Source organism: Bacillus sp. PK6-026 (assembly GCF_054161455.1).
In genome coordinates, this window is the sequence record NZ_CP096418.1 from 3,745,836 (window position 1) to 3,759,209 (window position 13,374).

The 13,374-nt window shown below is 44.3% G+C and carries 17 protein-coding genes; 1 reads left to right on the top strand and 16 read right to left on the bottom strand.

Features of this window, described 5'->3' with window-relative positions:
• Nucleotides 1-32: 32 nt before the first annotated feature.
• The 7 genes from secA to flaG all read right to left on the bottom strand — a co-directional run bounded on the left by secA (nt 33) and on the right by flaG (nt 6,501).
• The gene (secA, locus tag M1D59_RS19140) at nt 33-2,558 is read right to left on the bottom strand and encodes a preprotein translocase subunit SecA (protein WP_020453099.1); all 2,526 of its coding nucleotides are present in this window, start codon (nt 2,556-2,558) and stop codon (nt 33-35) included.
• Nucleotides 2,559-2,718: 160 nt separating this feature from the next.
• A complete protein-coding gene (hpf, locus tag M1D59_RS19145) occupies nt 2,719-3,279 on the bottom strand; it encodes a ribosome hibernation-promoting factor, HPF/YfiA family (RefSeq protein ID WP_025810706.1) in 561 nt (186 codons plus the stop codon).
• Between the two features lie 231 nt (nt 3,280-3,510).
• Nucleotides 3,511-3,888, bottom strand: a complete 378-nt coding sequence (locus M1D59_RS19150) for a hypothetical protein (RefSeq protein WP_020453101.1) — start codon at nt 3,886-3,888, stop codon at nt 3,511-3,513.
• 9 nt (nt 3,889-3,897) lie between these two features.
• Nucleotides 3,898-4,239: a flagellar protein FliT gene (locus M1D59_RS19155; protein ID WP_095292083.1), complete on the bottom strand. Its 342-nt coding sequence runs from the start codon at nt 4,237-4,239 to the stop codon at nt 3,898-3,900.
• Nucleotides 4,239-4,640: a flagellar export chaperone FliS gene (gene fliS, locus M1D59_RS19160; RefSeq protein WP_020453103.1), complete on the bottom strand. Its 402-nt coding sequence runs from the start codon at nt 4,638-4,640 to the stop codon at nt 4,239-4,241. Before fliS ends, M1D59_RS19155 begins: the two co-directional genes overlap by 1 nt.
• 18 nt (nt 4,641-4,658) lie before the next feature.
• Nucleotides 4,659-6,140, bottom strand: a complete 1,482-nt coding sequence (locus M1D59_RS19165) for a flagellar hook-associated protein 2 (protein ID WP_023856382.1) — start codon at nt 6,138-6,140, stop codon at nt 4,659-4,661.
• A 19-nt stretch (nt 6,141-6,159) separates the two neighbouring features.
• Nucleotides 6,160-6,501: a flagellar protein FlaG gene (flaG, locus tag M1D59_RS19170; RefSeq protein WP_023856383.1), complete on the bottom strand. Its 342-nt coding sequence runs from the start codon at nt 6,499-6,501 to the stop codon at nt 6,160-6,162.
• A gap of 270 nt (nt 6,502-6,771) precedes the next feature.
• Between flaG and M1D59_RS19175 the strand changes: the two genes are divergently transcribed.
• On the top strand, nt 6,772-7,155 hold the full coding sequence (locus tag M1D59_RS19175; RefSeq protein WP_144497826.1) for a hypothetical protein: 384 nt from the start codon (nt 6,772-6,774) through the stop codon (nt 7,153-7,155).
• Nucleotides 7,156-7,283: 128 nt separating this feature from the next.
• Here M1D59_RS19175 and hag read toward each other — a convergent pair whose 3' ends face one another.
• The 9 genes from hag to M1D59_RS19220 all read right to left on the bottom strand — a co-directional run bounded on the left by hag (nt 7,284) and on the right by M1D59_RS19220 (nt 13,335).
• Nucleotides 7,284-8,192 carry a flagellin Hag gene (gene hag, locus M1D59_RS19180; RefSeq protein WP_458117605.1) on the bottom strand — a complete coding sequence of 303 codons (909 nt, stop codon included), beginning with the start codon at nt 8,190-8,192 and terminating at the stop codon, nt 7,284-7,286.
• A 134-nt stretch (nt 8,193-8,326) separates the two neighbouring features.
• Entirely contained in the window at nt 8,327-8,551 is a 225-nt protein-coding gene (gene csrA, locus M1D59_RS19185; protein ID WP_003185697.1) for a carbon storage regulator CsrA, read from the bottom strand.
• On the bottom strand, nt 8,545-8,976 hold the full coding sequence (fliW, locus tag M1D59_RS19190) for a flagellar assembly protein FliW (protein ID WP_458117606.1): 432 nt from the start codon (nt 8,974-8,976) through the stop codon (nt 8,545-8,547). The genes csrA and fliW overlap by 7 nt, the downstream gene beginning before the upstream one ends.
• 21 nt (nt 8,977-8,997) lie before the next feature.
• Nucleotides 8,998-9,564 (bottom strand): DUF6470 family protein, encoded by a 567-nt coding sequence (locus M1D59_RS19195; protein ID WP_224146361.1) that lies wholly within the window; start codon nt 9,562-9,564, stop codon nt 8,998-9,000.
• 49 nt (nt 9,565-9,613) lie between these two features.
• Complete coding sequence (flgL, locus tag M1D59_RS19200; protein WP_020453110.1) at nt 9,614-10,525, bottom strand: flagellar hook-associated protein FlgL; 912 nt, start codon at nt 10,523-10,525, stop codon at nt 9,614-9,616.
• Nucleotides 10,526-10,535: 10 nt separating this feature from the next.
• Nucleotides 10,536-12,059, bottom strand: a complete 1,524-nt coding sequence (flgK, locus tag M1D59_RS19205) for a flagellar hook-associated protein FlgK (protein ID WP_224146360.1) — start codon at nt 12,057-12,059, stop codon at nt 10,536-10,538.
• 15 nt (nt 12,060-12,074) lie between these two features.
• Nucleotides 12,075-12,551 (bottom strand): flagellar protein FlgN, encoded by a 477-nt coding sequence (locus tag M1D59_RS19210; protein WP_023856391.1) that lies wholly within the window; start codon nt 12,549-12,551, stop codon nt 12,075-12,077.
• 18 nt (nt 12,552-12,569) lie between these two features.
• Nucleotides 12,570-12,836, bottom strand: coding sequence for a flagellar biosynthesis anti-sigma factor FlgM (gene flgM / locus M1D59_RS19215; protein ID WP_020453113.1), 267 nt, complete (start codon nt 12,834-12,836; stop codon nt 12,570-12,572).
• Nucleotides 12,837-12,915: 79 nt separating this feature from the next.
• A complete protein-coding gene (locus M1D59_RS19220) occupies nt 12,916-13,335 on the bottom strand; it encodes a TIGR03826 family flagellar region protein (protein WP_020453114.1) in 420 nt (139 codons plus the stop codon).
• Nucleotides 13,336-13,374: the final 39 nt, after the last annotated feature.

The following is a 13,374-nucleotide window of genomic DNA, read 5'->3' on the forward strand; positions in this document are numbered from 1 at the left end:
TGTTCAAAATAAAAAGAGGCGTGCACCTCTTTTTATTCTGTTCTTCCGCAGCAGTTTTTATATTTTTTTCCGCTCCCGCAGTAGCAAGGATCATTGCGTCCGATATCCACCGCTTTGCGGACCGGTTTTTTCTTCGCTTGTTTTTCCTCATCGCCTTCTTTCGGCTGATGGGCTGTCGTCTGTCCTTGAATGACCTCTTCGCGCTCAAGGTTGTTTTCAATTTCAGCCTTCATGACGAATTTGGCTACATCATCTTCGATGGCCGCGATCATGTTTTCAAACATTGCAAAGCCTTCCATTTGATACTCGCGAAGCGGGTTTGTCTGAGCGTAAGCGCGCAGATGAATTCCTTGACGCAGCTGATCCATCGCATCGATGTGATCCATCCATTTCGTATCCACTTCGCGGAGAACGATGACTTTCTCAAATTCGCGCATTTGTTCAGAGCCGTACCGCTCTTCTTTCTCATCGTATTTCGTCTTGATCCTGTCATAAATGAGCTCTGTAATCTCCTCAGGCTCTTTTCCGAAAATGTCGCTTTTCTCCACTCCGCCCTCATCAAGGAAATTCGCATTTACAAGCTCGACAAGGCCTTCAAGATTCCACTCTTCAGGCAGATCTTCCTTTGGCGTGTATGAAGCAACAGCCCTCTCAAGTGAAGCTTTAATCATATTTTCGACGATGGAGCGGAGGTTGTCGGAATCGATGACCTCAAAGCGCTGTTTATAGATGACCTCACGCTGCTGGCGGAGCACGTCATCGTATTGCAGAAGCTGCTTACGGGCATCAAAGTTGTTGCCTTCCACACGCTTCTGTGAAGATTCGACCGCTCTTGAAACCATCTTGCTCTGAATCGGCGTCGAATCGTCCATTCCGAAGCGGTCAAGCATCGCCATCGTCCGTTCTGCACCGAAGCGTTTCATTAATTCATCTTCCATGGAAAGATAAAATTGGGTGATACCAGGGTCCCCCTGACGGCCTGAACGTCCGCGCAGCTGGTTGTCAATCCGCCGTGATTCATGGCGCTCTGTACCGATAACGGCCAGTCCGCCAAGCTCTTTTACGCCTTCGCCAAGCTTGATGTCCGTACCACGTCCCGCCATGTTGGTCGCGATGGTGACCGCGCCTTTTTGCCCGGCATCTTCGATAATCTGGGCTTCCCGCTCGTGGTTTTTCGCGTTTAACACCTGATGCGGAATGCCTTTATTTTTAAGCAGCTTTGAAATCAATTCAGATGTTTCAACCGCAACCGTACCGACAAGAACCGGCTGACCGACCATATAGCGCTGGGCGACATCCTCTGCAACAGCTTTAAATTTTCCTTCCATGGTCCGGTAAATTAAATCCGGGCGGTCATCACGGGCGATCGGCTTGTTGGTCGGAATCGTTACAACCTGCATGTTGTAGATGTTGCGGAATTCTTCTTCTTCCGTTTTTGCCGTACCCGTCATCCCTGCCAATTTTTCATACATGCGGAAATAGTTCTGGAAGGTGATCGTCGCGAGCGTCATGCTCTCATTTTGGATCTCAAGTCCTTCCTTCGCTTCAATGGCCTGGTGGAGCCCGTCGCTGTAGCGGCGGCCTTTCATCAGACGGCCTGTGAAAGAGTCGACGATAACGACCTGGCCGTCTTCGACGACGTAATCGACGTCTTTATGCATCGCCGCATGGGCTTTAAGCGCCTGGGCAATATGATGGTTTAAGGCAACATGGCGGACATCAAACAAGTTTTCGATGCCAAATGCCTTTTCGGCTTTTGTCATCCCTTCTTCAGTCAGCTGAACGCCTTTTGTTTTCACATCGTATGTGTAGTCCTGATCCACTTTTAACGTGCGGACAAACGCATTGGCCTGAACGTACAGCTTTGTGGATTTGGCCGCTTGTCCAGAAATGATGAGCGGCGTTCTTGCTTCATCGATCAAAATCGAGTCGACTTCATCGATGACTGCAAAATGAAGCGGACGCTGAACCATCTGCTCTTTATAAAGCACCATGTTGTCGCGCAAGTAGTCAAAGCCAAGCTCATTATTCGTAGAGTACGTAATATCGGCTGCATAGGCTTCACGCTTCTCGTCTTTTGAAAGGCTGTTCAGGTTTAAGCCGACTGTCAGCCCGAGAAATTCATAGATTTTTCCCATCTCTTCAGCATCGCGGCTCGCCAGGTATTCGTTGACCGTCACGATGTGAACGCCTTTCCCTGACAAAGCGTTCAAATAAACGGGCATTGTGGACGTCAGCGTTTTACCTTCCCCCGTTTTCATTTCGGCGATATTCCCTTCATGAAGGGCAACGCCTCCCATCAGCTGAACCTTAAACGGGAACATGCCTGTCACGCGCCGGGAAGCTTCCCTGACAACGGCAAACGCTTCAGTCAAAAGGTCGTCAACTGTTTCGCCTTTTTCAAGGCGCTCTTTGAACTCGATTGTCTTTTGTTTCAAAGCTTCGTCTGAAAGCCTCTCTATATCTGCCTTGAGCGCATCAATCTCGTTCGCTTTCTTTTCATAACGGCTGAGCGTGCGTTTTGTCGGATCAAACACTTTATTTAAAATTCCAAGCATAGAATAACGCTCCTCTTTATTTTCCTTGTTTAAGTATGAGTAAACAGTAATTTTTATATATGCAATATCATATCATACCTTTTGTCATTTCCAAACAATTTACCGCGGGGAAACGGAAAAAATCCCCTCTGCGGAAGATCCGGGAGGGGACTTGATATATTTATTCGTTCGGTTCGATCAAACCGTATTTTCCGTCGTTTCTTCGGTAGACCACATTGGTCAGATTGGTTTCGGCGTTCGTGAATACAAAGAAGCTGTGTCCAAGCATATTCATTTGTAAAATCGCTTCTTCATTATCCATCGGTTTTAAATTAAAGCGCTTTTGACGGACAACCTGCGGCTGTTCATCCTCAGTGTCATCCTGCACGGCCGTTCCGATGCCGTTTTCTTCGGCAAAAACATACTTCGGAGAACCTTTTTCGCGGAATTTCCGGTTCACTTTTGTTTTGTGCTTGCGAATTTGACGTTCCAGTTTGTTCGTTGCGAGATCGATTGCATTGTACATATCTTCGTGGTGAACTTCCGCACGGAGAGAGAGGTCTGTCATTGGAATTGTCACTTCCACCTTAGATTCCTGATCGTTGTAGAATTTCAAGTTGACGTGAACAATCGCATCAACGTTATTTTCAAAATAACGCTCAAGCTTTCCAATTTTCTTCTCGACGTGTTCTCTTAACGCTGGTGTTACCTCAATGTTTTCTCCTCTGACGTTGTACTCCATCAAAAGAACGCCTCCTTTATATTAAGGATATGTAAATACATTTCGTCTTTTCCCTGCTGAATTCCTGCATAAACGTAAAAATTATGTGAAAAATCCGTGAATTTTGACGAAGATTGTCTCCTGTCATTTGAACCCCTTTATTAAATCTTAAATATATTCACATGCGAATAAAATCAGAACGCCATTTTTGCTTTTAAAAAAATATGGCATACACCTGTCAGGTGTATGCCGTCAATGGATAACGTAAGGTCTCATGCATTGGTGGATCGTTTTCATCCATTCCCGATAAAGCGGTAAAAAATGATGGGTTAAGTCATGCTGAAATTCAGCAGACGGATAATTGTAATAAATCAGACTGTCAAACTCACGGAAGACTCTGTCAAAAAAACGAATCGAAGATTTGGCACAGCTTGTCTCCAAAATCGACAGCAATACAGCGTGCGACGAATCCAACTGAAAAAAAGCATAGATTAGATCGTTAAAAATCCGCTCTCCTTCTGTCTTCGCCAAATCTTGATTCGCCTCTATTAAATAGCAAAACCCCTCTTCAATCGTAAACAAAAGCTGATAATAAGTCGTTAAGAGCATGTAATCGTCGGTGCTTGTCAAAGCGATCACCTATTTGCGCTTGTCATAATATGTGCCGTCAATCGTCATGTTGGCGTACGGATTGATATAGGAATGATGCATGGCTCGCTTCTGCTTCGCCTGAAGCAGCTCATGTTTGACAGCCTGCTGCAGCCTTTTTAGTTCGGCCATGAGCAATGGCTCCATATCCGTCACTTGCCGCAGCTGCTGCTTTTCTGTCTCAGAAAGAGGCGGCTTGATCTCCTTGATCAAGCCATCGCGTTTTTCAAGAAAAGCTTCAATTGCCTGAACCAGCTCATCACTTTCCGGGGCGTCTTTTATTTGAGCGAGCATAAGTTTTGTTTCGCTGTACAGCAGCTCAATCTTTTCCATTATGCCAGCCCGCCCGATCCGAACCGGCCCTGCCGTTCGATTTGAAGCGCTTGCTTCCAGGCATCGCGTAAATCTTTAACATACCCTTCGACTTCCGTCACGATATCTTTGTCATTGCGAATGTTGGCTTCAACCAGGCGACGGTGGATATACTCGTACATTGCCCCCATTGATGCGGCCAATTCGACTTTCCGGTCAAGAGTGATATTGAGCTCCTGAATAATCTTTTGAGCTTTAACAAGGTTCGTATTTTTCGTTTCCATATCCTCTTGTTCAATCGCCTGTTTCGCCAGCTTCATAAATTTAAGGCAGCCATCAAATAGCATAAGCGTCAATTCTCCAGGGGTCGCCGTGTTGATTGAATTTTGCTGATAAGCTGCATACGGGTTGTTTAAAGCCATTCTTGATCCTCCACAATATTATTGTCCAAGCATTTGTAATAAGTATGTCGATTGTTCGTTCGCTTTTTGAATCGCTTTTTCCATCGCCGTGAATTTTGTGTAATAGCGATTTTCGACTTGTTTCAGGCGGGCGTTCATTGACGAAATGTCAGATTCAACTGTATTCAAGTTTTTCCCGATTGTAAATTGATTGTTTGTCATTGCTGAATTTCCGGCTTTATCCTCAATCTGCTTTTTCGTATCGGTCAAAACTGTCTGAAGGCGTCTCATGATGCCTTTTTCATTATAGTTTTCAGTGCTGCTCGTTCCCGCCATAAAGAGATTAGCCACACTGTCGGGATCTTCTGCGATCTTTTCTTTCAGTTTTTTTTCATTTATCTCTAAATGACCGCGCTGACTGTAAACGCTCGATGTCGTAATTCCAAACTGAGTAAGCTGCAGCGATTCACCGTTTACAGAAACATTTGAATAAAAATCAGTACGCATTTGGTTGGTGGCACCGCTTAAAATCGTGTCACCCCTTAACAGTCCGCTTTTCGCTTTTTCTTCCCACAGCTCAATTTGCTTTTCCGTCATATCTTTTTTCTGTTCTTCTGTCAGCGGTGTATAGTCGCGGTATTTCTTTTCCGTGAGCTTGCCGTTGGCCATATCGATCAGTTCATTGTACTGTGTAACAAAATCTTTAATCTTTTCGTATATACCGTCCACATCAGTAGATACATCTATCGAAACGGGGCTGTTTGTCGTATTCTTTAGCTGATATGTCACATTATTAACGGTAAAGTTGTTCGTTGTCTTCTCAATCTGCAATCCGTTGATGACAACTTCGGCATTTTGACCTGCCTGACTAGCTGTCAGCTTGTTGTCTGCGTCAAGCGCAAAACCGAGCTGATTGGACATAAAGCTCGCCGTCGCATCATCAGCTGCCTGGATGCTGCCCCCTGCGCCGGTTGCTTTTGATGTGAAAGCGATCGTTTCTACGTATTCAGAACCGTTATAAATCTTTTCTTTCATAGCGGTTACGCCCAAATTTGATTTATTGACTTTGGAAACGATGTCATCCAGCGTATCCGTGCTGCTGACGCTGATTTCAACTTTTTTTGCAGTCGTTTCTCCAGGAGCTGTCACTTGGAAAGTTAACGTTTGATCGCTCCCTGTATACCCTGAAAGGCTAGAAGTCTTATAGGTGGCGGCGGTTGCCAGCTTGTTGATTTGAATCGTGCCTGATGCCGCATTCGTGGTACCTGTTGCCGTAACAGCCGACTCGTTAGAGCTTATCACCTTTTTCGCGCCGTACGTGCTGGGACGGAGCATAAGGTTGATTGATTCCTGCAAGCCTTTGATTTTCGTATTGATTTCACGATAACTGTCACGCTGCCATTCCAAAGTCTGTTTCTTTTGTGTGAGCTTATCGAGCGGGACGCGCTCCGTTTTCATTAATTTGCTGACAATATCGTCTACATCCATCCCTGAAGCTAAACCTGATATTCTGATCGCCATATCATCTAACACTCCTGTTCTATGTAGTTTTATCGACAATTAATCCCATGAACTCCGCCATCGCCGCATAAAAATCGAGCCACTCTTTTGGCGGGATCTCACGGACGACTTCCTCTGTCCGATTGTCCACGACTTTCACATAATACTCTCCCAGTTTTTCATGAAGCACAAACTGAAGGTGGACTTGCGACGGCTCTAAAAGGTTGTTTGCGCCTTGTACGGTTTTCTCAAGCTGAGCAAATGTAAATTCTGCAGCGTCCGTCTGCTGCGGGCGTTCTACAGCTTCAGACTGTTTATTCATCATCTGCGTTTTGTAAGCATCAATAATGGGTTCTAAAGATGACAATCTATTGATCGACAATTTTTACCATCCCCTATGCTATGATCTAAAACTTATATCGGCTAAGGGAGAATGAGATTAAACATCTTTATGGAAAAAAATTAATCAAGGTAGATAGAAACTAGCCACTCACAGTATATTTTAAGAGTAAGACCATGATAGAACTTCCTTATTATAGCCATTATAAAATCCTTTTGGATACGAAAATATCTTTCAATAAATATTCAAATTTGTTATTTATTATAATGTTATAATTGAACTGACAATATCTACAAGAAAGGGGATTTGTTCATGAAAAAAATATTTGTGTCGCTGGCACTAGCCTTTGTATTGTCATTTAGTTTTTACTCGTCTTCGAAGGCAGCAGTTTTGGCTCGAGTAGCTGTATACCCTGGTGAAGTTCGCCAAAGCGCTGATATTTTTCATGGCGTTGGGGAGGGTAATTTCCGGTGCAGATTTTATAATGCAACACGTTTAGGCGGTGGTACTTGTTCACTTTACGAAATTACTCCAGATGGAAGAAATAAATTAGTTGCCTCTTCCAGTGTAGATTACTCGCTACAACAAGAAATTCAAACAGTTTATACCGATCCAGTTAACCTCTACTACATAAAAGGTAAGAATTCTGCACTAAGTGGTACAAGAACACTTATTATTAGCGAATTCTCTAATTAATAGACATTCTATATTGAGACACTCTAAAGATGATTGAGTGTCTCTTTTCTAACCTTACAAAAAAGGATCTTAGTTGATGTTGCAATAAAAAAAAGACCTTGGCAAAAGCCAAGATCTTTTTTAAGCAATTAACGAAGCAACTGAAGAACGTTTTGCGGCTGTTGGTTCGCTTGAGCAAGCATCGCTTGAGAAGCTTGAGAAAGAATGTTGTTCTTCGTGAACTCGCTCATTTCTTTCGCCATGTCTACGTCACGGATACGAGACTCAGCAGCTGTCAAGTTCTCTGAAGAAGCACCAAGGTTGTTGATTGTGTGCTCTAAACGGTTTTGAACTGCACCAAGTTTTGCACGTTGAGTAGATACTTGGTTGATTGCATCGTTAACGATTTTTAATTGTTCATCAAAACCACCAGCTGCGCTAGCGGCAGTGTCAGCAAATTTAGTTACATCAATATCCTTCACTGATTGACCAGTTACAATAGCTCCAGTAGCATCTTTAACTCCCAGAGCATCTGCACCCATATCCTCAATAGTTACTCCAATTTGTTGAGTTGCGTTTGCACCAATTTGGAAGATTAGGCTTTTTGTAGTTGCTGGATCACCAGTATCTTTGAAAGTGCCGTCCAGCAATTTCTTGCCGTTGAACTCCGTACGATTAGAAATGCCGTCAATTTCTTCTGTCAAAGCAGAAATTTCATCTTGAATAGCCTGCAAATCTGTTGCTTTATCTTGAGTACCTGTGTTTCCTGCTTGAACAGTAAGTTCACGCATACGTTGAAGGATCGCATGAGTTTCAGTCAATGCACCTTCAGCTGTTTGGATAAGAGAGATACCGTCTTGAGCGTTTTTAGAAGCCATTTCTAATCCGCGGATTTGTCCTCTCATTTTTTCAGAGATTGCAAGACCTGCTGCGTCATCTCCGGCACGGTTGATGCGAAGACCTGAAGAAAGCTTCTCCATGTTCTTTTGGCTTGCGCTGTTGTTTGAAGACAGACGGTTCAGCGTGTTAAGCGCTGCAATGTTGTGGTTGATTCTCATTGTGTATTTCCTCCTTGAAATGTGTTTGATTGCACGTCCATGTGCATATTTTGGAGCATTCAGGCTGTCCTTCCTGCTACATACTATATATCGGAACTCCCTTTGATTTGTTTATAGCAAAAATAAAAAAATCCTCACTTTTTTTGTGAGGACAATTTCGCAAGCAAATCGTTTGAGATGGAAGCGGCCCGGCTGTTTTCTTCCTGGATCGCCAAATAGATTTCCTTGCGGTGAATTTCGATATGCTTCGGCGCGTCAATGCCGATTTTCACCTGATCTCCGTCAACGGATATGATCTTCACTTCGATATCGTCTCCGATTTGAATCGCTTCATTGAGCTTGCGGGATAAAACTAGCATGCTTCCCCTCCTATCGGCTGCTTAGTCTGATAAGAAGAGTCATGCAAAATCACTTGTTTGGCAAGCATTTTTCTGCGGTTTACGACAATCGGCGCCATCAAATTGGCCGTTGATTTCTCGAACGGCTCTTCGATCGTTAAAATCGACATCACTTCAACGTCTTCGGCAGATTCGATTTGAAGAAGTTCAACCGTCGTTTCATCAAGATCAAAGCCATAATCTTTGAAAAAGACGAACGGACTGGCGACAATGAATGCAAGCTCTTCCGACTGCACCGACTGAAGGACGACAAACGGCGAATCCTCGGACAGCGGCAGAATGACAAATTTCTTTTCGCCTGTAAATCCGGGCAGGCCGTTTTTAAACATGATCGTCTGATCTTCTTGAATTTGTGTTTCTCCGTGATACTTCGTTTTGATGATCATCATTCACGATCCTTTGCTAAATTACTTTTGTTTTGGGTATTCCACATCTATTTTTACCTCCGGATATTGGAGCATGTCAACCTTCACACTGCCTGGCGTATAGTTAACAACCGGTTTATTCGGCGTTGCTTCGATGATAGGCTTGCGCGGCGTCGCTTCAATGTTCACTTTAGCCGGTTCATATGCGATCTTCACCCTGTCAAATGACGGCGTAAAATGAACGCCGATTTGAATCGGTTCAGGCTCGCTGATTCGTCTCGCCTGGTCTGCAAGCGGATTGCCTTCGATTTCAATCCGCATCATCTCGTCCCCTTCTTCAGCGGTCCGAGCCATTCCGGCAAGCCAATCCTGATAGCCTTGCTGCGCCCCTTCTTCAATCCTTTTAAAGATATGCTTTCTTTCTAAGTCTTCCCATGCTTTAGTCTGGTCAATCGTGAGCTTCGAAGGGGTAGTTGTAATCTCCAGTTCAGCCGGCGGCTGCTCGATTTTCAAGTCGGCGCGCGGCTGTTCCATTTTCAAATCCGGCGGCGTTGTTGTTAAACCGATGCGGCCCGGGATATTTTGCATGATCAGCCTCGGCATCTCCATTATGATATCCTCCTTTTGCTGAAAAAAAGCAACTCGGATAGAGTCGCTTTTATCTTAAAAAGTCAACCAGTGTCGGCTGAACGATTTTCGCGTTTACGGCAAGTGCAGCTCTGTGAACCGATTGCTGTGTAATAAATTCAGTAATGATTTCTTCAAGCTCAACATCTTCGTTGTCTGACAAAACTTTTGTCGCCGTCTCTTCCTGTTCGCTCAGCCGTGAATTGATCAATTCGAGCCGATTGTAGCGCGCTCCAATATCAGACCGCTCATTGCTCATCTGATTGGAAAACTGGTCAATGTCTGAGAGGGCGTTTTCCATCCCTTCCATTGTTCCCGCTTTTAAGGCGTTCTCGAGAGACTCAATCATTTCAAACACATTTTGTCCGCTGCCTGACTGCCCGCCGAAAGCCGAAATCGGATTTGAGTTTACATTTAAGGTTGCGTTTGGCGAAACATTGATGTTGACGTCAGAGCTGCTTGTATAGTTTTCAAAATTGTATGTGTAAGTACCGTCGGCGTTTTTTGTGATCGGAGCGACGTCAGAGTTCGTACCGTTAAAGAGGTAGCGGCCGTTGACCTGCGTATTGGCGATCTGAATCAGCTGGTCTTTCAGCTGGCCGATTTCGACTCCGATCGCATTTAGTTCTTCTTCGCCGTTTGTACTGTTTTGAGCCTTAACGGTCAGCTCCCTGATTTTCCCCATGATATCAATGCCTTCTGTAATGTTCGTTTCCGTGTTTTCAAGCCATGTAAAAGCTTGGGAGGCATTGCTTTGATATTGTTTAACCTGGGACAATTGCGTATTGTACTTCAGGCTTTTCATTGCGACGACGGGATCATCGGACGCCTTTGAAATCTTTTTTCCTGACGAAATCTGGGATTGAAGCTTATCCAGCTTTCCATAGCTTGAATTGATGTAGCGCAAAGAGTTTTTTGCGATCATCCCTTGGGTTACCCGCATGAATCTTTACCTACCTTCCCACGACACCCATGCCGTTAATAATTTTATCGAGGACTTCGTCCTGCAGCGTTATCATTCTCGCAGCTGCGTTATAAGCATGCTGGAATTGGATCATGTTCGACATTTCTTCGTCTAATGATACGGCGCTTACAGACTGCCTATTCAACTCAGCAGTGTTTACAAGCGTTTCTGTATTTTTGGCCAGTCTGTTTGTTTCCTGAGCTTTTACACCCATTTCACCGATAATACCTGCATAATAGTCTAAAACGGTCGTCGTTTTGTCGCCGATTTGAATTTTCTTGGTGAAGACATTAGCGAGATTTGTCGCGTTGGAGTTGTCGCTCGCTTCACCATTCAGCGATGCAGCGATTTTATCGCCTTTTGAATTCATGATCTCATCGGTTACTTTGATTTTGCCGGCGGCTCCCTTTGCAGGCTCAGCCTCTCCTCCGGTAAATTCAAAAAAGATGCCTCCCGGTTCTCCCGATGAAGTAAACCCGCTTTGATGGACTGCATTAAACTCTTTCGCAAAAGCAAGCGCCAGCGTATCCAGATCTGCGAGCATTTCAGGATACAAACCTTTTTCTTTACCATTTGACATATATCCGTAAGACTCGATTAAACCGAGCAGCGATCCTTTGCTAGTAAACGAATCGATGCCGATGTCCGTCCCGCCGAGGGAAACACCTGTCACAAGGCCTGTATCGTTGTCGTAATTTACTTTGACAGTTTCAGTCGTGAAGTTTGGTCCGTCAAGAACCTTGCCCAGAGACTGGCCGTTTTCGTCCAGGATTTCGATTGATGCAATGCCTTCAGCGGTTGCAAGTGGGTTGCCGCCAGTCTTCGTATAGCTGACTTTGATATTAACCATTGAAGACAGTTCATCAAGGAGCTGATCACGTTTATCGTACAAATCATTCGGGAGATAGCCGTTCGGCTCGACTTTGGCAATTTGCTCGTTCAAGCTGTTCAGCTGTGACAAAAGCGAGTTGATCGTCATCACATCTTGATCAATCTGGTCGCCTAAATTTGATTGAACGGTTGTCAGCGATTTATACAGAGTGTTAAATGTCTCGGCGACCGCCTGCCCTTTTTGTCCGACGACAGAAGCAGCGCTCGGCTCGTGAGCGTTGTTCGTCAATTCTTGAATGGAATTCCAGAATGAATTCAGAACCTTGTTTAATCCGGTGTCATTCAGTTCATTCATAATCCCTTCCATTTGGTTAAAAGCGTCCACTTTTGCATTGTAATAGCCTGCCTTTGTATTCTGCGTCCGGTATTGATAGTCCAGAAAGCTGTCTCTTACCCGTTCAACCGAACCGACCTCAACGCCTGTACCCATCTGGCCGGCAAGCCCGACAGAGTTTCTTGATACGGACGGATAAGGGGTTGACGCTTTAAATGTGACACGCTGTCTTGAATACCCTTCGGTATTGGCATTGGATATATTGTTCGCTGTCACGCTCAGAGCTGATTGCTGCGCGGACAAGCCTCTTTTGGCGATTTCCAGCCCTAAAAAAGTTGGGTTTGTCATCTTTTTCACTCCGTTCTAAGCTTTTGAGTCGAATAAAGAAAGCCGTTTTGTCCCGCCTGTCTGATTTGACTGCTGCTCTTTTCCATAATTCGAACCGCTTTCTTTCGGAAGGAGCATATCAAATGTAAGCGAGATAAATTGAAGCGACTGAAAAGTCAGCTGCTTATTCAAATCGTTCACATCCTTTAAACGGATGACGAGCTGTGAGAGCTTGGCATACAGCTGTTCCAGCACCTTTTTCTCGCCGCCCGCAGCTCTGCTGATACATGCGCTGATGGTCGCGTCCGAGCTGCCGATACAGCTTTTAGTTGCTTCAATGCGGGACTGCTCCGTTTGTTCAATGGCTTGCACATACTTTTGTTCTTTCGTCACGATTTCTGAAAGTGCCTTTATTTCGTTCGTCTTCAGCGCCTCCGTTTTTTGTTCCGACAGAGACAGCAGATGTTCATGCAGCACGCATAAGCGCTCCAGCTCTTCAATCACCCGTTTCACTGAACTGACTTCCTCCTTTTATTGCTGTTTATAAAAATTAACCATTTTTTCAGCTATGCCTTTGCCGTCCACTTTGTATGTTCCATTCTCCACGGCTGCTTTCAGCTGGGCAATTTTCTCCTGACGCTCCTTCATTAAATCAGGGCCTTTTTGCAGCTCCTTTGCTTTCGCAGAAATCTCAACTTTATCTTCCGGCTGTGCTGCAGCCTGGGAAGAAGCTGTTTGTTTTTCAAATGATTTATGATAAGGATTAACAGGTTGTGTTCCATATTGGTTGATCTTCATGGGATTCCTCTCACTTTCCGCCATAGTTATCTATGATCATACTCATTTTATCGTCTGAGCTTCAAGTTAGTTTAGGGAATCAGTCATTTTTAGGATTAAAGGTATAGTACGTGCCTTTAGAACTATTTCTCTTCTCTTTTTCAAGCTGCTCCAGCTGGTCTAATTGACTCATTTGCGATGCTAAATCTTGATCGCATGACAGGCAATAACGCCCCTCCCGAATAAGTGTGCCGCACCTTTCGCACGGATAGCCGAGATTCGGAAAATTGGAGATTTGAATGCGTTTCTGTCTGATGAACTTCAATATTAACTCTTCTTCGACACCTGTTTTTTCTACGATCTGAAACATTGTAGACTGTCGGTTTTCCTGTTTTTTCAGAAATTTATAAACGGTTTCAAACGCACGTTCTTCTTCTTTCAAGCATGAAACGCAAACGGTTTGAAAACTGCTTTTCATAAACAATGCATTACATCTTGGACAATTCGCCAATTGACTCATAAATTTTGACCCCTATCCTTAAATTCTATCTTTTATATC